This window comes from Algoriphagus iocasae, from assembly GCF_014206875.1.
Classification (GTDB): Bacteria; Bacteroidota; Bacteroidia; order Cytophagales; family Cyclobacteriaceae; genus Algoriphagus; species Algoriphagus iocasae.
In genome coordinates this window covers 445218-463542 of record NZ_JACIJO010000003.1, presented here as the reverse complement: position 1 = coordinate 463542, position 18325 = coordinate 445218, and the positions used below count along the sequence as shown (strand labels likewise).

Annotated in this window: 20 protein-coding genes; 3 read left to right on the top strand and 17 right to left on the bottom strand. The window is 39.8% G+C overall.

Features of this window, described 5'->3' with window-relative positions:
* Positions 1-4: 4 nt before the first annotated feature.
* The 7 genes from FHS59_RS16300 to FHS59_RS16275 all read right to left on the bottom strand — a co-directional run bounded on the left by FHS59_RS16300 (position 5) and on the right by FHS59_RS16275 (position 4594).
* Entirely contained in the window at positions 5-436 is a 432-nt protein-coding gene (locus tag FHS59_RS16300; RefSeq protein ID WP_103923851.1) for a hypothetical protein, read from the bottom strand.
* A gap of 24 nt (positions 437-460) precedes the next feature.
* Positions 461-670, bottom strand: coding sequence for a GDCCVxC domain-containing (seleno)protein (locus FHS59_RS23335; protein WP_103923850.1), 210 nt, complete (start codon positions 668-670; stop codon positions 461-463).
* On the bottom strand, positions 671-1270 hold the full coding sequence (gene merTP / locus FHS59_RS16295; protein WP_077353374.1) for a mercuric transport protein MerTP: 600 nt from the start codon (positions 1268-1270) through the stop codon (positions 671-673).
* Positions 1267-1635 (bottom strand): ArsR/SmtB family transcription factor, encoded by a 369-nt coding sequence (locus FHS59_RS16290; protein ID WP_200820543.1) that lies wholly within the window; start codon positions 1633-1635, stop codon positions 1267-1269. The genes merTP and FHS59_RS16290 overlap by 4 nt, the downstream gene beginning before the upstream one ends.
* A 98-nt stretch (positions 1636-1733) precedes the next feature.
* The gene (locus FHS59_RS16285; protein WP_103923848.1) at positions 1734-2960 is read right to left on the bottom strand and encodes a hypothetical protein; all 1227 of its coding nucleotides are present in this window, start codon (positions 2958-2960) and stop codon (positions 1734-1736) included.
* Positions 2957-3397 carry a Rieske (2Fe-2S) protein gene (locus FHS59_RS16280; RefSeq protein WP_103923847.1) on the bottom strand — a complete coding sequence of 147 codons (441 nt, stop codon included), beginning with the start codon at positions 3395-3397 and terminating at the stop codon, positions 2957-2959. The genes FHS59_RS16285 and FHS59_RS16280 overlap by 4 nt, the downstream gene beginning before the upstream one ends.
* Positions 3398-3409: 12 nt before the next feature.
* On the bottom strand, positions 3410-4594 hold the full coding sequence (locus FHS59_RS16275) for a di-heme oxidoredictase family protein (protein WP_184496442.1): 1185 nt from the start codon (positions 4592-4594) through the stop codon (positions 3410-3412).
* A gap of 716 nt (positions 4595-5310) precedes the next feature.
* Here FHS59_RS16275 and FHS59_RS16270 point away from each other — a divergent pair.
* Positions 5311-5676 carry a hypothetical protein gene (locus FHS59_RS16270; RefSeq protein ID WP_184496441.1) on the top strand — a complete coding sequence of 122 codons (366 nt, stop codon included), beginning with the start codon at positions 5311-5313 and terminating at the stop codon, positions 5674-5676.
* A gap of 88 nt (positions 5677-5764) precedes the next feature.
* Here the strand turns inward: FHS59_RS16270 and FHS59_RS16265 are convergent, their stop codons facing one another.
* From FHS59_RS16265 to FHS59_RS16220, 10 genes are all read right to left on the bottom strand, one after another.
* Entirely contained in the window at positions 5765-6946 is a 1182-nt protein-coding gene (locus FHS59_RS16265) for a pentapeptide repeat-containing protein (RefSeq protein ID WP_184496440.1), read from the bottom strand.
* 135 nt (positions 6947-7081) lie between these two features.
* Positions 7082-7597, bottom strand: a complete 516-nt coding sequence (locus tag FHS59_RS16260; protein WP_184496439.1) for a hypothetical protein — start codon at positions 7595-7597, stop codon at positions 7082-7084.
* A gap of 166 nt (positions 7598-7763) precedes the next feature.
* Positions 7764-10373, bottom strand: coding sequence for a DEAD/DEAH box helicase (locus tag FHS59_RS16255; protein WP_184496438.1), 2610 nt, complete (start codon positions 10371-10373; stop codon positions 7764-7766).
* On the bottom strand, positions 10373-11374 hold the full coding sequence (locus FHS59_RS16250) for a virulence RhuM family protein (protein WP_184496437.1): 1002 nt from the start codon (positions 11372-11374) through the stop codon (positions 10373-10375). The genes FHS59_RS16255 and FHS59_RS16250 overlap by 1 nt, the downstream gene beginning before the upstream one ends.
* A gap of 2 nt (positions 11375-11376) precedes the next feature.
* Positions 11377-12978 carry a site-specific DNA-methyltransferase gene (locus FHS59_RS16245; RefSeq protein ID WP_184496436.1) on the bottom strand — a complete coding sequence of 534 codons (1602 nt, stop codon included), beginning with the start codon at positions 12976-12978 and terminating at the stop codon, positions 11377-11379.
* A gap of 3 nt (positions 12979-12981) precedes the next feature.
* Entirely contained in the window at positions 12982-14775 is a 1794-nt protein-coding gene (locus tag FHS59_RS16240; protein ID WP_184496435.1) for an ATP-binding protein, read from the bottom strand.
* A 10-nt stretch (positions 14776-14785) separates the two neighbouring features.
* Positions 14786-14980, bottom strand: a complete 195-nt coding sequence (locus FHS59_RS16235) for a helix-turn-helix transcriptional regulator (RefSeq protein ID WP_184496434.1) — start codon at positions 14978-14980, stop codon at positions 14786-14788.
* Between the two features lie 111 nt (positions 14981-15091).
* Entirely contained in the window at positions 15092-15895 is an 804-nt protein-coding gene (locus FHS59_RS16230) for an ImmA/IrrE family metallo-endopeptidase (protein ID WP_184496433.1), read from the bottom strand.
* The gene (locus FHS59_RS16225) at positions 15895-16311 is read right to left on the bottom strand and encodes a hypothetical protein (RefSeq protein ID WP_184496432.1); all 417 of its coding nucleotides are present in this window, start codon (positions 16309-16311) and stop codon (positions 15895-15897) included. Before FHS59_RS16225 ends, FHS59_RS16230 begins: the two co-directional genes overlap by 1 nt.
* An 8-nt stretch (positions 16312-16319) precedes the next feature.
* On the bottom strand, positions 16320-16895 hold the full coding sequence (locus FHS59_RS16220) for a hypothetical protein (protein ID WP_184496431.1): 576 nt from the start codon (positions 16893-16895) through the stop codon (positions 16320-16322).
* 50 nt (positions 16896-16945) lie between these two features.
* On the opposite strand from FHS59_RS16220, the gene FHS59_RS16215 reads away from it, so the two are divergent.
* A complete protein-coding gene (locus tag FHS59_RS16215; RefSeq protein ID WP_184497609.1) occupies positions 16946-17182 on the top strand; it encodes a hypothetical protein in 237 nt (78 codons plus the stop codon).
* 4 nt (positions 17183-17186) lie between these two features.
* Complete coding sequence (locus tag FHS59_RS16210; protein WP_184496430.1) at positions 17187-18323, top strand: SAVED domain-containing protein; 1137 nt, start codon at positions 17187-17189, stop codon at positions 18321-18323.
* Positions 18324-18325: the final 2 nt, after the last annotated feature.

Here is an 18325-nt window from a genome sequence, read left to right as displayed (position 1 = left end):
AAAATCAGGCCTTGGGCGGCTGGAATGGGGATTCGGGGTGTTCAGAGCAGAGTGAGAAGCTGTAAAAACCTGTCTGAGTAAGTGTGAAAAAGGATTGGGTGGGTATTTCCACTTTTTCCATTAAAGGGGTAATAAAAATGGAGCCATGGGAACACTGATGCTGGTCATGGAAGGGTAAGTTCTTGTCATGCTCGTCATCATGGTGGTGGTCTTCTTCATTTTGACCGTCTCCATAATGGAAATCAAGAAATTCCAGAAATGAAGTTCCGTCGTGTTCAGACTGCTCCTCGTAGTGTTCAAAAAGTACTGGAAGCTTTGGCAATTCACAGCATAAATCCATAGTAGGCCCCAATGCCTGGATCAGGAACAGAAAACCTAACGATATGGAAAGAATGAATTTCATTTGCCTGCAAAGGAACACAATAATAGGACGCAAGGGTATTGCAAATCGAACAAGATTTTAGCAACAGCTACCGCCATTTTCCTGTATTGGCGGACATTTGACCGTTCCATAACTGCAATACACGCAACAATCTCCTTCTTTTGGTTTTAGCACCTTGTGGCAGTTTTCACATTCATAGAAATACTGACAGGCGTCAGTGGGCATGGTTTCTTCCTTCTGATGGCCACAATTAGGGCAGGTGATGGTTGATTCTAATATGATTTCCATTTATTTCTCTGTTTTATTGGTCACGGAATATCCCGTTGAGTTGATGGCTTGTTGTATTTCCTGAATACCTGTTTTTGTATTGTCAAATTCTACAACGGCATTGCCCAATTCATAAGAAGCAGCTACTCTTAGTATACCATCGAGCTTATTTACTTCGTGCTCGACATGAGTTGCACAGCCCTGACATGTCATTCCTTTGATTTCAAAATTTACGGTCTGTATATCGGACTTCTCTACGATGACCAGTTGCTTGTCGGCTTTGGGGTAGAAAATGTGAGCATAGAGCGGAAATGTTAACATCAGGGCTGCAAAAACCGTGATTATTGATAAGAACTTTTTTGTCTGCCAAAAGCTTGGTTTCTCATCATCTTCACATGCACATTCGATGTCTTCTGCTTTCCTGGCTTTAAGCTTCTGGTACCAGGCAAATCCCAACACAATCACGGTGATACTTACAAAAAAAGGCCGTGCTGGATCCAGCCAGGAGAAAGTGGACGCGATCCCGCTCGCACCGGCCACTAGAGCAAGCACCGGGGTGATACAGCAAAGGGAACTCACTAAAGCGGCTATAAGGCCGCTGGTTAAAAGGGATTTTTTCATAACGTAGCAATTGAATTTGGGAGGTTAAACAAATCGAGCACTGACGAAATGATTCGCTGACTTTGCGCTTCTACTGAATAAAAAATGGTTTGCCCCGATTTTTTAGTAGTCACGACTCCTGCATCCTTCAGCTTTTTCAAATGTTGAGAGACGGCCGGAACTGTCATACCCAAAATGTCTGATAAGTCGCACGGACAAAGTTCATTTTCCTGATTCAGGAGGTACAGGATTTTGAGGCGAACCGCATTACCGGCAAGATTCAGTACATCTGCCAGTTCTAAAAAACCTTCCCCCTTGCTTTTCAAGTCTTCCCTGCACCTATTGATCTGGTCGCTATCGGCAAAGACACGGATGCATGTATTCATAACTTTGTATTTAAGCATTTGCTTAACAAAGGTATGGAGTGGAACTTATTTAAGCAAAGCCTTAAATACTGAAATTACCCCTTTGGAATACAATGCAGTTAAAAGTAGCTTGATAACCCAAATTGCACTCCCCCGATTTTAGCCGGTGGATTTCCCAAGATATCCTGTTGTTGCATGTACCGGTAGTTAAGTCGGATGACGGTTTGTGATACCGGCCTGAAACTGATTGCCGGAACTACTGCCCACAAATCATCAGAAATATTTCCTCCGGTTTCCTCGAAACTTCCCACGTTCCAGTCCACATATTCCAGTCGGCAGGCCAGACTGAACACTGCTTTATCAAAACCTGCCAGTTTTCCTCTCAGGATAGGTTGTACAATGTCTACGAACCCTCCCTTTTGCCGTTCACCATATTGCTGACTATAAGTCTCCGGTACATCAACCAGTACCCAGGCCCATTCGCCAACCAAATAAGTCTTTGTTGCCGAAATGGTAGTATTGAAATCCACCGCTAATACGTCCAGGCGTCTTTTGGCATCCAAAACGAGACCATCTTCCTCAAATCGGTTATAAATCCCCCCCATGTAGGAAAGTCCTATTTCTCCCACCTTGTTGTTTCTGACTGCTATTTTGCCCGTAAACAAGGGTTGCCCATTACTGCTTTCCTCAAAGCGCAGGGCATTTTCTTTTGCTGCCGGGAGGAAAGTTTTGTTTTGATTATTGCTGATGATACTGTTGTCGAAGCCATTGGTCAGGTAAGCTTCATACCCAAAAGCCCAGGCCTTTGAATAATATTTACCATACAGACCAAATCCGACATTGCTCCAGGTGGCTGGCAGCATTTCTGTCATGGCAATTGGCCGATCCACAAATTCCCATTTTGGACCGTCATGATTTTGGTTGAATGCCCCGATGGGATTCATTACCACTCCACCTCGGAGGTTTAGTAGTGGATGAAAAGTTAAATCCAATGCAGCAAATTCGATGGATATTTGTTTTCCACCTTCCTCCAACTCAATCTCAGAGAGGAACTTGATTTTCCTGTGAATCGAAGAGGCGACAAAGAGCGTAAAGCGGGGGATACGAAAACTGTGGCCCTCAGTGATCCCATCTTGGCCCATGTATTGATAATCGGCCTCTACGTACCCGCCAATGGAAGCCGGTAAATTCCCTATCTGAAGAAAAGGACGGTTGTACACTGCATCCATGTTCATGGCTCTGGTATATGAAGTATCGACTGGTACTCTTTTTAACAGCGTACTGTCAATCTGGGCATTTGCAACCAAGGCAAACAAGAAGACTGGAAGGAATAAATATTTTTTCATTTCAAGTCGATCTTCAAGGTGTTTGCTTCAATCCGAACCGGAAAGGTTCGCAAGGGGTCGTCTGCCGGGCCGTTTTGCACCATACCGGTATTGGTGAATTCACTACCATGGGCCGGGCATTGGAGCCTGTCGCCAAAAACCTGAAGTTCTGTGCCTTGATGGGTGCACCGCATCCATAAGGCTTGGTATTCTGTTTCAGACAGCCGGAAAACCGCAATCGGATATTGAAGTGATTCGTGATGCGCTATCACACTTGGCCGGAAGCTGGATTGATCATCCTTCGAATTCACGAATGCATCCAGCGGAACAATCATATAATCCCCTTCAAGGCTAGCCTGAAAATACCTGGTGCCCGCACAGGATGTTAAGCCGGAAATTCCCGTCATGATGCCAAAGCACCCCCATCCACAGGTTTTGATAAACTCATTTCTATTCATGGATTTGGAAGATTATAAGGATTCAAGAAAACGGATCAAAGCAGTTCTATCTTCGGCAGATAGCGACTCAAACTTGGTACGGCTGCTATTTGCCTCACCTCCGTGCAGTAAAATTGCCTCCTCAATGCTGCTGGCCCGGCCATCGTGCATGAGAAAGTAGCTGCCTCCTTGGGAATTTGGAGAAAGACCCAAACCCCAAAGGGGAGGTGTCCGCCATTCGAAAGTTTCAGCAGAGCCTTCGGTTACACCGTCATCCAATCCCGGCCCCATATCATGCAACAACAGGTCTGTATAGGGAAAAAAGGTTTTATTGGACAAAGCTACAATATCAGAGGTTGGGGTGGTCCATTCTGGGGTGTGGCAATCCCCACATTGGATTTGGGAAAACAAAGTCTTACCCTGAATTATTTGTTGGTCATTTTGTGAGCGCTGGATAGGTGTTTTTAGTGTACGGAGGTAAAAAACCACATCCCTGACGGTCTGGTCGCTCACTTCCTGATCCACTTCCAATCCTGAAAAAGGGTCAACTGGTTCAAATGTAGAAGTGATGCCCATGTCCTGGTTGTACGCTGATACGGTCTGCTGGAGCAGATCGATGGTAGCTGCCTTTTTGCCAAAGCGCCCCATATAGCGCCCATTTGCATCTTGATGAAACCACTTAGGAACAAAATAAGCGGGAGGATTTACATAGTTGGGCACCCCGGAAATTCCGTCTCCATCAAGATCATAAGGGTCTGCATTAGTCAGGATCTGCTCATCTGTAAGGGCTGACAGCAAACCCAAGCCCGTGACGGCAGGTGGGGTTAGCTTCATAAATGGTGTTCCTTCCGGAAGTATTTCCGGTGTGTATCCTGGTATAGCTCTATTTTGGAGTTGAGGACCTCCGATAAGCAGGTTGGGAGGCGTATTTGGAGCCGTCTGACCAAAGCGTGTCAGTGTAGTAAACGGATGGCCTTTTCCATCACCAGCATGGCAACTACCACAGGAAGTAGCCACAAATGTAGGCCCCAGACCTGTTCCGGAGGAAAATACCTCATCATTGAAGGCAAAATCCCCGGCCAGAAATCGGGCTTGCTCGCTTGAGTTTAGCCCATCAATTGGGCCGTCTAGAATTTCATCCACTGCCGGTGGCTCGGGAATGATATTTTCACAGGCGAAGGCCAGACAGCCTAGTAGTATCAGAATCAGCTTCTTCACATTCTTATTATTAGAATGGTAAAAGTAATAGGTTAGACTGATCTAACATATATCTTTTATGATAAAAACTTTATTTTCTGAGTAGAATTTTTCCCAGGTTCTTGTGTGACAGTCAGTTGTTTTGATGGTGCGCAGTTATCTGTCCGATAACTTGACGGCTTTATTGGTTAATCGCTTGCACTTGGGGAGGAGGCTCATGCTACGGCTTCACAAAACGGCCTTCCCGAGTCCCAGGCTTGCCGGGACTCGGGAGAAGGGTAAGTGGAATGAAGCGGTAGCCGTGGGGAGTGAAAGCCCTTTCCTAGAGTGGAGAGAAAAGAGCTGTCATTTGGAAAATGGCACGAATGAATCGGAACGAAAGGAGTGGGCGAAACGGGGGGAATTGAGCTATCCTAGACTGCTTTTAAGCAATGTAAATTCTCTTCTTGGAAATAATTGTAGATTTAGCAATAGAATGATACGGTGGATTTCAGGCACAATTCTTGAAAAAATTCAAAAGCAAATGCCTCCCTTCACAGAGATTACCGAGTACTTTGAAACTTTTCTTCTTTTTTCAGAAATAGAAAAGAATTTAATCCAAAGTTGATTTCATCCTCGAAATCGTAAGCAAAAGGAAGAATAAGGAATTGCATTTTAAAAGATAAAGGGGTATTATTAATTTAATAATAGGTCAAAAACCACTAATCGAAATTACATCACTAAATAATATTCTCAAAATGGGCTATTTAATATCGTTTCTATGTACGCTTATATTTTCTTTTCTTTGGAGAAAAGTCAATCTAAAATATGATACCACTAAAAAATATATTGATGATGAATCAAAAACTCTTGCTGAGAACAATATATTCAATTCGAGAATACAACCACTAATTTTCTGGACAAAATGGCTTTTTGGAATATCAATTTTTGTTTTCTCAATCAGCCTTATAATAATGATTCAGGAAAAAATGAATCTTGAAGAAGATAATATTCTAAATAAAGGTCTTACATTTTTAGGGGTTCTAGGCGGGATTGGTCTAGGTATCGGACTAACGAAATACTTTCAAATGGAGGGGATTCAATTAAGAATGAAAGAAAAATGAAACTGATTTCCAAAAAGAGTTTCATTTCTTCAAGATTCCCAAATTAAATCCCAAATCCAATCTTAATTTTTCTTATTAATATAGCTCTCTATTTTAAAATCTTCCTTCCGATAACCACAAGAGTAAGTGAAATCCAAATATATCCAACTATATTTTCTATTGAAACAATTGTGTTCCCTAAGGAACCTTTTGTTAGATCAGGCTTAATATCAGCATAACCTAGACCAGTAAAAATTTGGACACTAAAATTAATTGAATCGCCAAAACTAGAAATATTCAAGAAATTTTCTTTCAAAAAAAGAAATGAAAAAGAAAAAGTTAAAACTATCAATGCAGCAGAAAAGAAAATAGCAGAAATAGAACTCCAATTTTTTGTTGAAAATGCCAGTAAAACATTTTTCATTCTGTGTAATTCCCGAGGAAAAATTCTAGGTTCACTTGAGATTTTTGAAAATTTACTAATTGTATTTTGAAACCATATAACATATTCGGATAATTCCTTATATGGTTCTTGCTCGCTATCTACTGACACATTACAGGCAGAAAATGAAGTATAGTTATTGTATTTACTAAAACTATTTTCTCCGAAAATTGAGATTTTCAATAAACCAAAATACGAGATCTCATTAATTTTTGCCCCTCCCCACATCTTAGATGAAAAATCTATAGCATTTACAAAAGCATTATTCAAATCAGCATTTGTGAAAGAGCCAGATTGATCTCCAAATCTAATGAAGCCAATTCTACAGTTTTTAAATGAGCAATCATTAAGATTACAGTTCAGAAACTCGACATTATAAAATTCAGAATTATTAAATATCCCACAAGAAAGTTGAGCATTCCGTATTATGCAATTTTGCAATCGAATCCATTTCAATGGTATACCTAATAAATCCATCCAACCTCCAGTACTGTAGGTATGAGGAATGTTGGTATACATAAATTGACTTATGGAAATTCCATCAATTAAAATTTGATTAAAATCGATTATAGTTTTTTCTATTTGATAATCTCCACTTCGAACTCTTTCAGAATTTTGAGCAGCTGTTTCTTTTTGAAGAATATTAATTTTTGATTTGATTATTTCTAGCGCCTTTATCCCGGGTTCAGTCTCCCATCTAATCTGCTTCTCGATTTTTTGGCCATATCCAGGAATTATTCTATCCAAAAGATCTCTTGCTTTCGAATGATCTGAGTACCAAACATCAACCAAAGAATCTCCTTGAAGGCCATTTTTCTTTAAAATTCTTTGAATTTGATTTCTATTCATATTGGTAAATTTTTAACTCCATCAATTTCCTTCAACGTACTATCCATCTCGGTAATGGCTTTGATAATTATTTAATAATGAATGATGTTTTTGAAATCGAGGCATCGGACTTTGGGCCTTAATTACCTTGAAAGGCTACCACTCAATTTCCATTGGATTCAATTCCCAGAAACCTCCTTGATAATAGTGCCAAATGTTTTCAGGTCCACTCGGCAGGTAATAGATAATATAATCCTTCTTTATCTCCGTTTTATAATATGATAATTCATATTGAAATGTTTTCTGAATCAACCCCTTTGAATAACTAAATACAAAAAGGAAAGAAGTGTCCATAAAATCGTTCACCACAACAATCTCAGAATCCCCATCACCTGAAAAGTCATACTCGTAAATTGTTAAATGGGAAATATCATCCCCAACGGGTTGTTCAATGGATTTACCATTATATTCGATTACTATAGAACATGATCCTCCAGAGCAAGTAGATTTTATTGTTTCTCCTGAAGTTAGTTTCCCAGAGACATAAACGTTTTTTTCAAAAGCTTCTAAAATCTGCTTCTTCGAGCCTTGAAACTGTACGTTTGAAAATCTTTCTTGGGCATGGGCTGAAAGACAGGAAAATGACAGCCAAAAGAAAATGAGCTTTTTCATATTTATTTATAATTGCTTCCCTATTTATTCATATCTACTTTATACCAAATCGTTACCCGCCCCATCAATCTCCTTCATCGACTTAACCGTCCGACCAATACTTAGAAAATTCGCTGGTATTGGAATTTGTCCACGAAGTCTAGGACTCGGCTTTTAGGGACTTTGCCTATATATCCTTAATGATTTTTAGAAAGTCCTCAAGCTTGTAGGCCCCATCAACCGTACGCCTTTCATATACCATAAAATACCGGAAATTATTTCCCGCTTTACTTGCCCAAAATGCTCCTAATCGGATTTTTTGTTCAGCATCCAAATGGTCTCCTTTAGTCTCCAAAAGAACGGTTTTGCCGCTCTTCGTTTGGATGATAAAATCAGGATAGTGGTTTATAAAGCCATTAATCCGGAAGCCTTTTCTGTCAATATTGCGTGACCAAAATGCGATATTGCTCATGTTTCCGATTTCATTGATTACCTGCTCTTCAAATCCATTCATCTTCCCTTCTTTCTCATAAAGGGATTTGGTGATATCCTTGGCCGTATCCCCAGGCGAAATGCTTTTGGGCAGTGAGTAGGATGATTTGATAAAGACTTTATCGGTATCCAAAAAATCTTTGAACTTTTGTTCAGCGTAAGATTCAGAAAGCGCAGTAATTTTTTGCTTTATCTTATCCTTATAGGTGTATTCATTGTTTGCGAAAGCAGAAAACTGCTCATCAGTAAAGTCCTCTAAGATCCGGTTGATATATTTCTCTATTTCCTTGTCAGCGATAGGATACATGTTCCCAATCAAATCCATGATCCTCCTTGTAAAATTCTTAATCCTACTCTGCTTTCTGGCTGGATCAAGTAGATAGGTCATCACACTTTCTTTGACTACTCCATCTAAGCGAACAAAAGTAGGGGTATGTTCTTTTTTAGTCTCATCCAAATCTACTTTGTAAAGCTCCGAAGTGATGGTGTCAAAAGCGATGTTGGTATCTGCTTTACTCAAGGCAAAGCCTTCCAATAAGTTTTCCTTTTCTAAAGGAAGCTCTTCTAAGCCTGAGCTGAATAAATCGTTGGAAGGCACCTTGAGATAGAACTGAGGGAGATTTACTTTCTCAACCTCGTCTTTAAAAACCTCTTTTATCGTATATCTTTTCACCAATTTTTGGATTTCGTTGGGCAGAACTGGAATGCCACTGGATTCCATTTCAGTGACTGCTTTTTCAAAAGCTTCATTTTGTTCAATCGCCGTGTTTTCTATTTCAGACACCGATTCCACTTCCGGATAATCGTCAGAAACTAAAATTCTTGACACATCAATATCTGAAGTGATATCCTCGTCTGATTCCGGCTGATTTTGAGTCACACCAAGAGATGGAATTAAGGTAAGCTGTTGTAAAGGATCTGCCGGTCTAGCAGGTTCGACGGCAGTAGAATCAGCCAACTTATAATCTTTGTCACTAAATCCTGCCTTGTTCAGCCCCTTTACAATGTTGTCCAGCGTCTCTAAAAATCTGGAAGAGGCGGTCAAAACATAACTCACATTGAGCAAGGGGAATTTGTGCTTCATGACGTAGGGCTGCCTCAAAACACGACCCAAAATCTGCTCCACGTCCACCGCCGAACTCTTGTCTGCCAAAGAAGCCAGAATGTAGGCAAAGGGACAGTCCCACCCTTCTTTAAGCGCATTTACCGTAATGATGAATCGTACTTCACAGTCTCGACTCATCAAGTCGATATTCTTCAATTCATTTAGATTGGCCGTCTTGATCTTGATTTGCTCCTCGGGAATTTTCAACTCGATGAGCTTCTCCTTGAGTTTTTCGAAAGTTGTGTTATCATCCGCATTTCGGGGTTGGGCTTGAAAAAGCACAATCGGGCGAATGTATTTCCCTCCGTTTTTCTCTTCATCCAGTGCCTGTTTCTCAAGTCGTCTCTGGAGCTGTAGGGAAGAGTTGATCACTTCAGTCTTATCCTGATGATTGTACACAATCACCGGAAGCTTCACCATATTCTCCTTTTTCAGATCCAGTGCATCTATGAAGCTGATGATGTTGCTGTTTTTACGAGGTGTAGCAGTCAGGTCCAGGATAAAGCAAGGATTGATTTCCTTTAGCATATCCACACTCAGATCGCTTTCTGCATTGTGACTTTCATCTACAACAACCACCGGATTAAGGTATTTAATGACCGTCCCTAGCGTAATCTCCTCATTCTTATTCAGTAAACTCTCAAAGGATTGAAGATTGCCATTTTCCTGAAAAACCTTTCTGTCTTCTTTGTTTTTGGCCTTTAAACTATCAAAGCTAAAGACCATGATGTTCAATTGCTCCTTCACCGAGGTGGCATTGAATCCGCTACCCTGGAGCAAGGTGGATTTATCAAAAACCTCAACTTTGTTTCCAAAGTGAGAATTGATTTTTTGTCGATAAGGATGTGAAGGATCTTTAAGGTTTTTGATGGTCTGTTCCAAAATGGTAATGGAGGGGACCAGCCATACCACAGCTTTTGGCTTGTCATAGTTAAAGGCATCAAAAATAGTCTTGATGGCATTGCAAGCAATAAAAGTCTTCCCTCCAGCTGTGGGTACTTTTAGACAAATATGAGGTACCCGAGGCACATTATTTTTGTAAGGCTCGATGGCTGTCCCAGGGAAAGGCATCAATGGCGTTTTGGGATGGGCTGACCAAAAATTATGAAATGCCAGGGCTGTGTCCTTGGTTTCTTGCACGCTCTCCAAGAATTGGGACAAATCATTGATGACTTCTTGTTGGTAGGGCTTCAGTTCCATTACTTCTTCTTCAATTTTTTAACCTCTTTGTCAAAGTCAGAAATGAATTTTTGAGTTTTATTAAACTCATCATATTCCTTCACCGCTTTTTTGTCTGCCCGTAGTTTAGAAATTCGGCCTTTGCCGGAAAGGACTCTATATTCATTAAAAGTCAAAAACTTGTTGACGCTTTCTGCCAAGCCTTCCATGGTAAAGGTATTTTCACGCTCGATCAGCCCTTCGATGTAGTCGAAATATCCGGTCACGGTTCTTTCCAATTGTTGGATTTCCTTTTCCTGGAGGTAATTCTTGGCGATGATCACATCCGACTTTAATACTCGACCCTCCGGGCTGTTTTTCCAAGTGGTCAGGCCCATGTTTTCCTTTTTGGCGTCAGCTGAAAGATGAATAATTTCAGCAGCCGTCTTACCCGTGATGGCAAAATGAAATTTGTTCTGAACCATGGCATAAAAATTCTTGGTGATCTCCGACTTAGGATCATAATCGATGCTGCATTCGGCGAAAATATCTGTCACCTGCTGGTATATCCTCCTTTCGCTGGCACGGATAGATCGAACCCTTCGAAGTAATTCCTTAAAGTAATCTTTGCCAAAAGCGGTAGTGCCTTGCTTCAAACGCTCATCATCCAACACAAACCCTTTGATGATGTATTCTTTTAGGGTTTGGGTTGCCCAAATCCTGAACTGGGTCGCTTTGGATGAATTGACGCGGTACCCGACTGAGATAATTGCATCCAGATTGTAGAACTTCTGTTTTCTGGACACCTGACGCTCTCCTTCTTGTTGAACTTGTAAAATTTCTTTACAAGTTGCCATTTCGTCCAATTCACCACTTTCAAAAATGTTTTTGAGGTGAATGGTAATGTTTTGGGTTGTGGTGTCAAATAGCAAACTCATTGCCTTTTGTGTCAACCAAACACTTTCATCCTGAAGGTAAACCTGCACGCGCACTTCCCCAGAAGGTGCGGTATAGAGTAGGAAATTATTTTGTTGTTCACTCATGGTCAGAATCTGGTAATGTCTCTAGGTATCTTCTTAAAAATGATATGATGCTTTACCATAAACTCTTTGGTAAGCAAACAATTATCGGCGTAGATCACATATTGCTCCGCTTTAGTCTTGACGCTTGCCAGGAAGCTATGATCCAGTGTAGTAATGGCCTCTGATTCGTAATAGAAGTAGTAAGAGGTATCGTTATGCTTCCCAAGAAAATGGGCATTGTCCTCGTGCTTCTCTTCTTTCAAAGGAGTTTTCGTTTCAGTGTACCACACATAATTTCGGATTTTTGGCAGCCCTACAGATTCATTAAGATTTCCATTCTCATCAAATAGTGACTCGCCTAATTCATAGAAATCGAAACTTCCTCTTGTGCCTTCCACCGCCTTTTTGTCTTCGCCGTAGCCATTGATGACCCGCTTCACCCGCTCTGCGGTAATTGTCTCAGCATAGTCTTCCATTTCTATGCAGATAAATTTCCGGTTACCTCCATCTTGTTTGTTGAGATTAAGCACTGCATGTGCTGTGGTGCCTGAGCCAGCAAAGGAGTCGAGGATAATCGAGTTTTTTGATGTTCCTATCGTTAATAGATGACTTATTAAATCTTTGGGTTTAGGTGTTACAAAAGAAGCCTTTCCATTAAAAATAGATTTTATTTCTTTTTTAGCTCCTTCATTTGTCGAACCTATCTCAGCAAAAATTATTGATTCAGGGGTTAATCCTCTTTCTTTCGCATTTAAATAAGTCTTAACTCGTGGTACGTTATTCCCATGCTCTCCGAACCAAATCTCATTTTTGCTTATTTTTTCTTGCATAACGTCCTCTGTAAACAACCAACAGCGACCACTAGGAGGCGAATGCTTTTTACCGTTTGGTGCTAGCAATTCATAAAATTGACTTTTTGTCGCGTGTCCAGCCTGTGCGGTTGCGGGATCAGATTTCCAAGGTCCGTTTTTATCGTTATCTGGATTTTTATATCTATCTAAAGCTTCTTGTGTCATAGAGAGTTGGTTAATACTTTGACTATGATCACTGTTGTTCTTAGAATAGCATAAAATATATTCATGCCGGGACGATATCACTTTTCTATTTTCACGATTTGTTCTTTTCTCCCAGATGAAATTTGTGACAAATGCGTTTCGGCCAAATATTTCGTCAAGTAGTATTTTTAAGCTAAATAATTCATTGTCATCAATTGAAATAAATATTACACCTGCATCCTTGAGCAATTTTGAAAGCAATTGAAGACGCGGGTATATCATACATAGCCATTTATCATGCCTTCCTAAGTCTTCGCTTTCCTTTCCAACTACCTGTCCAATCCATTTAGCTAATTTAGGATGACTGACGTTATCATTGTAAATCCAACTCTCTTCTCCTGTGTTATATGGGGGATCTATATAAATACAGTCTATCCTACCTTCATACTCTGGAAGTAGCGCTTTAAGGGCTTCCAGGTTGTCCCCATGGATTATCTTGTTCCCGCTTTGTGTTTCGGTGCTGGTCTGTGTTCCATTATCAAATCCATAGCTATGCTCCAGTACCTTAAAGGGCACGTCTAGGTGGTGATTGATTACTTTTTCCTTTCCTATCCAGTGTAGTGTAGGCATTGCTTAGTTTAGTCTATTCTTTATCTCTTCAAACCATTTATTTACCTCATCGAAGGCGTCAAGGTCTTTAAATAGGTCAATAGTCATTCTCGAAGCCCCATGCTCTGAGATTGAGCCTTTTATATTATTTCTCTTGTGCTTGACTAATTCCACTTCCACATCAAGTACATCCCAGCTAGATTGCCATCCAGATATGGATGTATCATGCAAGGCTTTTTCAAGCTGCAATAGAGAAGTGATTATATCTGGATGGACATAGTTTTCTATCTCGCGTTTCATTGTCAGGACTCCCCAGCTATTATTGCCTCTTTTATTGACCATATCAATGAATTTCTGGTACTTTTTCACATCACTATCATAGATGTGAATCTCAGGTCGATTCAGTTTACTCAAATAGTTGTGCGTCACCCAATATGCCAAAGTGCCTCCTCCCATGCATATGGTAAGAATCCTTTTGTCATTTTTAAGATCAATACCAAAATGACCACAGATGTTAAACATAAAGGCGATGTCCGTAGGTCCTTCCAAACAGATAATTACCTTTAATTTATCCAGTTCGTCAGGGATATTGGGCAATACCCCAAGAGTATTTGCAATTTTTTGGACGTTCTCTTCCGTTCCTATTTCAATTATGTTTTCGCCCATCTCTTTGTAGATAAATCGAATATTCTCGACTTCAACCAATCCCGCAAGTGCCGGACTATGAGTAGTGGTGATAATCTGTGCAGCTTCTTCATTGGCAAGCGTTTTCAAAGCATCCATTAATTTGATCTGCCAGTCTGGATGTTGGGAAGTTTCAGGCTCTTCGATAGCGTAAATAATATTTGGAACACCTTTTTCCTTTCGTTTCCTAGCTGCTTCAGCCCTAAAAAAGTTAATGAGCAAAAGTCGCCGCACACCGCTTCCTCGTTTATTCATTGGAATATCATCGCTGGTAAGTGTTGGCTTGAAAAGATCTGCCCATTTCAATTCAGGAGCAAAATGCGGTTTTAGTTGCTCTGCAACCTCAGCATTCATTTCCTTCAGCTTTTCTATGGTGAGATTAGCTATTTCCTCAATTTCCTTTTCGACCTCCTTTTTAATTTCATCAAGTTTAACAAGATGCTTTTTTAGAGCTTGCTCTGCTGCAACTTTCAAAGGGTCTTGAATCTCTTTGTCTTTTTCATCATTCTTTCTATCGGCCTGAAATAAGGCATACAATGGTAAATGAGGAGTGAGTTTTTCCCAAATATCCTTCACTCCATCCTTCCCTGTTTCCAATTCAGCAGGCAATAATTCAATGGTGTCCCCCAAAGAATTCCAAATAGCTTTTCGGATTTCATTTTTTGTATTGGCCTTAAAATCACCTTCAACACCTAGATCCTTTACACGTTTTTGTAATTGGGTGATTGTTAGGTAAAAAAGATCGTTGGCATTTTCATTAGAAGGGTGATTACAAAGGATATATGTTTTTGGCTTAGAAATACTTGAAAAATCCTTCTTGATTTGGAGATTACCATCACCATCTAGTAGGTATTCTTCGTGCAAGTTCGTTTTCCCTCCAGAGTCAATATCCAATTCAGCCGGAATTCCAGAAAAAACAACTGAAATTTTTGCAGACTCACCATTTCCTCTAGCGATGATATTTACATCATCAGATTCCATTTTCCTATTGTCGAAAAAAATATCTAAGGCTTCTAGAATCGAGGATTTCCCGATATCATTCTTACCTATTAAAACTGTTAAATCATTAAAAGTAATGGTAGTTGGGTTTCTGTAACTCCTGAAGTTTTCGATTTTTAAGCTGACTATTTTCATTCATTAAAAATTATTTGTGTCTAGATTGGATTAAATCTTTGGGGTCCACTCTCAATATTCTGGCTATTTCAAAAAGCACTTCCAATCGTGGTTGGTGCCGATTTTGGACATAGCCATTTACCATGTTGTAGCTCTTGCCCAACTGCTCCGCAAGCCACGTTTGGGTAATCCCCTTTTCCTCAAGCACTTCTTTGATTCTGTTCATTCCCGAAAAAGACTGAAACTAAAAATAGAAAAATAAATGGATTATCTCATTTTTTGAGATAGAAAGAGAACTAAAAAGATTTCAATCGAAATGGCCAACTTATCAACTACCCTACTCCTCCCAGACAACTGAAAGGACTGTATTATAACCGGGCGTAACGATACTATATTCGTAAAATTTATAGTTTCTATCATTCTCCCATTCTTTCATATCAAACCAAGTTGACTTCCAGATTTGTTGTTTTGACTGGGCCTTGGAGTAAATCTTTCCTTCCTTAAAATATTCTGCCGCAACAGAGTCGTCAGGCGGAGAAAGATTAATTCGATCAATAATAAAATTCTTGAACTCTTCCGACTTCTTCCAATACATCACCTTATTATTGTGACAATAAAAAACACAAATCGGGTGTGGCCCAAGCTCTAGATATCTAAAAACCGTTGATGTCCGGCTTGTTGAGAATTTATCCGAAAGGTGCCTAATTAAACCTGGACTAAACTCATAATCAGAGCACTCCGAAAAAAAAATGTCAGATGGCATCAATAGTTCTGAGGCAAACTGGTTTGCTTCTGCCTCTTGGATTCCTTTTTTTGAACGGTTTACCTTATCATCAAACCAGCTTAAAGTACTTTCATTCTCGTTGTGTACTTCCAAAGAACTCCGGTGCATTTCATGATGGCCCAATTCATGAGCAATAGTAAACCTCTTTCTTCCTTCAAATTCTAGATTTGAATTAACAGAAATAATGGTCCTTCTTTCTCCGAACACAATTCTACCATCAGAATTTTTTAGTGGCTCATACCTTAAAGTGGCTCCTCTGCCAGAAACGATTAATTCAAGCGGTATTTCATTTGGATCATCAATCCCACATTCTTCCAACAACCTCCTCGCTGCCAAAGCCCCTCTCGAAATAGCCATTAGATTTCATTTCTTTTTTCCAATTCCTCCATGAGTTTTGCAAGATCAACATTTGACAAAATTTCACGAATTTCCTCATCGTCTAACTTATCGAGACTTCTAAATTGCACATTTGGTGCCTTTTGCCTAAACAGGCCAATCAACATATCCCCGGTTAAACTTAGATTTTCTTCTATTTTTTGTTTAAGCAACACAAGAGCTTTCTCCATCAAACTCTCATCCCTTTCCTTATTTTCTTGTGCTTTTCTCAAAAACGCAGACTTACGAATTGCCTTAATTCCAGATGCCACATATTTATTTAGATCTACACCTTCCTTCTTTAGAAAATCAGTAGCAGTTTCTTGATTTGAGCTTACTGCTTCTGCATAATCATGAAGAAGTAGTTTATAGCCTTTGAATTTATTTCCAGTTGCCATATTAATTTTTAAATAACCGAGTCTAAAATTTTTTTAGATAATCTCCTCAGTCTACGTATTCTATTATCATATTCTTCTTCAGAAATATTAAGTTCTTTACAGATTTCGCCTCTTTTTGATTCGTCGTAATATCGACCTATGAAGATTCCATATAGGTCTTCATCTTCAGAAATCTCTTCTTCAATTTTCGCCACAACCGCAGCGACATCTATCGCTTCATCGAGTTGAATTTCCTCTGCAAAGAAATCGTCAACATTTTCTAAATCATATTCTTCCTCCCTTTCTTCTTGGACAATTTCGTTAACGTTTGCAGCTTTCTTTTTAGCGTTAAAAATCGACTGTCGCAGAATATTGTATTTAAGATATCGAATGAGGTCGGGATTTCTGGACGGGTCAAATTTCTCTGGTTCAATTAAATACTTCGTAATTGCATCAATTGCAAAATCGTAAGAAAGTTCCTCCCTGGACCTTAACATCCTCTGATTACTCACTCCAATAACGGCATACGCATAAGCCATGAGCACTGGAATAACTTTTTCCCAGTCAACATTTTCATAGTCTGAATTGATTTCAAATCGTTCCAATAGGCGCTATTTAAATGTAATGCTAATCAAAAAGAAAAAATTGCTATGCCATGGCAATTTTTTCTCCGCCAGTAGCATACAATTTTATCACGTTCAAACTACTAAAAACGATGGCCACAAACAAACCAACAGGTGACAATGCTCGAATAGGAGCTGTCAAAAAACGATCACAAGTACAAAATCCAAAGACTGGTCTTTGGACAAAGAGAAATTCGGAAACCGGGCAATTTATGGATGTAAAAACATCTAGCTCAAAACCTTTCAAAGGAATCAGAAAAGAGAAGTAAGAATATGACAAAAAATGCAAATCGTCCAAGCATCCCCCAAAAGGTCAAAACTAATTTATGGAGGTCTTCTGGAGGCAGATGCCAATTCAATAACTGCAACACCCCCCTATGGTTGCACAAAGCAACAATGGATCAAATGAACAAATCATACATAGCCCACATATATGCCTTTTCTGAAGGTGGAGCAAGGTATGATAAGGTTATGTCACCTTTGCTAGAAAAGGAATTCTCGAATCTTATGCTGGTATGCGATGAATGCCACCGCACGTTTGACGATAAATCAAGGGAGGAAGAATATACAGCAGATCGCTTGATAGCCATGAAAAGAGCCCATGAAGAGCGAATTGAGCTTTTGACAGGAATTGCACCTGACATGAGAAGCCATGTTCTTCTATTTGGTGCTAGAATAGGACAAAATGCCTCTCCTTTAAATTTTCATTCTGCTACTCAAGCTATTCTCCCAAATTACTACCCTTCGATGCCACGGCCTTTGGAAATTGGAATGCAGTCAGCTTTAGAAGATCATACTGAAAGCTATTGGCTAGCTGAAGAAGAAAACCTAATTGCGAGATTCAAATCAGAAGTTGAGTATTTGAAGGGGAAACACGAAACCCAGCACTTTTCAATTTTTGGTCTAGCACCACAACCAATGCTAATAAAGCTTGGATCGCTGTTAAGTGATCTTTATGATGCCGAGGTTTATCAACTACATAGAGAACCTACCACCTGGAAGTGGCTAAATCACGAGCACGATGTTGAGCATCAAATTGTACCTGCCACAACTGACCACAAAGTTGTTGCCCTCAAATTTGAATTGAGCGCAACTATCACTGATGATCGGATAAAAAATTCTCTTGGTGAGGAATGTAGCATTTGGTCAATTACCCATAGTAACCCTAATAATGATTACCTAAAGTCTCGCCTCCATTTGCAGGATTTTCGCCGAATAGCACGAAAAGCTTTTAATCAAATAAAAGCACATCATGGAGAAGATACAATAATCCATGTATTTCCGGCTATGCCTGCTTCCACAGCTATTGAACTAGGAAGGGTTTGGATGCCAAAAGCAGACCTCCCAATGATAATTTATGATCAAAACAGGATGAAGGGCGGCTTTATTAAAACTTTAAAAATCAAATAAAT

What these genes read in the sequence shown, in the direction of transcription:
- FHS59_RS23335 (WP_103923850.1), bottom strand. Translation starts at nt 670, where the DNA reads ATGGAAATCATATTAGAATCAACCATCACCTGCCCTAATTGTGGCCAT.
- merTP (WP_077353374.1), bottom strand. Translation starts at nt 1,270, where the DNA reads ATGAAAAAATCCCTTTTAACCAGCGGCCTTATAGCCGCTTTAGTGAGT.
- FHS59_RS16290 (WP_200820543.1), bottom strand. Translation starts at nt 1,635, where the DNA reads ATGAATACATGCATCCGTGTCTTTGCCGATAGCGACCAGATCAATAGG.
- FHS59_RS16285 (WP_103923848.1), bottom strand. Translation starts at nt 2,960, where the DNA reads ATGAAAAAATATTTATTCCTTCCAGTCTTCTTGTTTGCCTTGGTTGCA.
- FHS59_RS16280 (WP_103923847.1), bottom strand. Translation starts at nt 3,397, where the DNA reads ATGAATAGAAATGAGTTTATCAAAACCTGTGGATGGGGGTGCTTTGGC.
- FHS59_RS16270 (WP_184496441.1), top strand. Translation starts at nt 5,311, where the DNA reads ATGGGCTATTTAATATCGTTTCTATGTACGCTTATATTTTCTTTTCTT.
- FHS59_RS16265 (WP_184496440.1), bottom strand. Translation starts at nt 6,946, where the DNA reads ATGAATAGAAATCAAATTCAAAGAATTTTAAAGAAAAATGGCCTTCAA.
- FHS59_RS16260 (WP_184496439.1), bottom strand. Translation starts at nt 7,597, where the DNA reads ATGAAAAAGCTCATTTTCTTTTGGCTGTCATTTTCCTGTCTTTCAGCC.
- FHS59_RS16255 (WP_184496438.1), bottom strand. Translation starts at nt 10,373, where the DNA reads ATGGAACTGAAGCCCTACCAACAAGAAGTCATCAATGATTTGTCCCAA.
- FHS59_RS16250 (WP_184496437.1), bottom strand. Translation starts at nt 11,374, where the DNA reads ATGAGTGAACAACAAAATAATTTCCTACTCTATACCGCACCTTCTGGG.
- FHS59_RS16245 (WP_184496436.1), bottom strand. Translation starts at nt 12,978, where the DNA reads ATGCCTACACTACACTGGATAGGAAAGGAAAAAGTAATCAATCACCAC.
- FHS59_RS16240 (WP_184496435.1), bottom strand. Translation starts at nt 14,775, where the DNA reads ATGAAAATAGTCAGCTTAAAAATCGAAAACTTCAGGAGTTACAGAAAC.
- FHS59_RS16235 (WP_184496434.1), bottom strand. Translation starts at nt 14,980, where the DNA reads ATGAACAGAATCAAAGAAGTGCTTGAGGAAAAGGGGATTACCCAAACG.
- FHS59_RS16230 (WP_184496433.1), bottom strand. Translation starts at nt 15,895, where the DNA reads ATGGCTATTTCGAGAGGGGCTTTGGCAGCGAGGAGGTTGTTGGAAGAA.
- FHS59_RS16225 (WP_184496432.1), bottom strand. Translation starts at nt 16,311, where the DNA reads ATGGCAACTGGAAATAAATTCAAAGGCTATAAACTACTTCTTCATGAT.
- FHS59_RS16215 (WP_184497609.1), top strand. Translation starts at nt 16,946, where the DNA reads ATGGCAATTTTTTCTCCGCCAGTAGCATACAATTTTATCACGTTCAAA.
- FHS59_RS16210 (WP_184496430.1), top strand. Translation starts at nt 17,187, where the DNA reads ATGACAAAAAATGCAAATCGTCCAAGCATCCCCCAAAAGGTCAAAACT.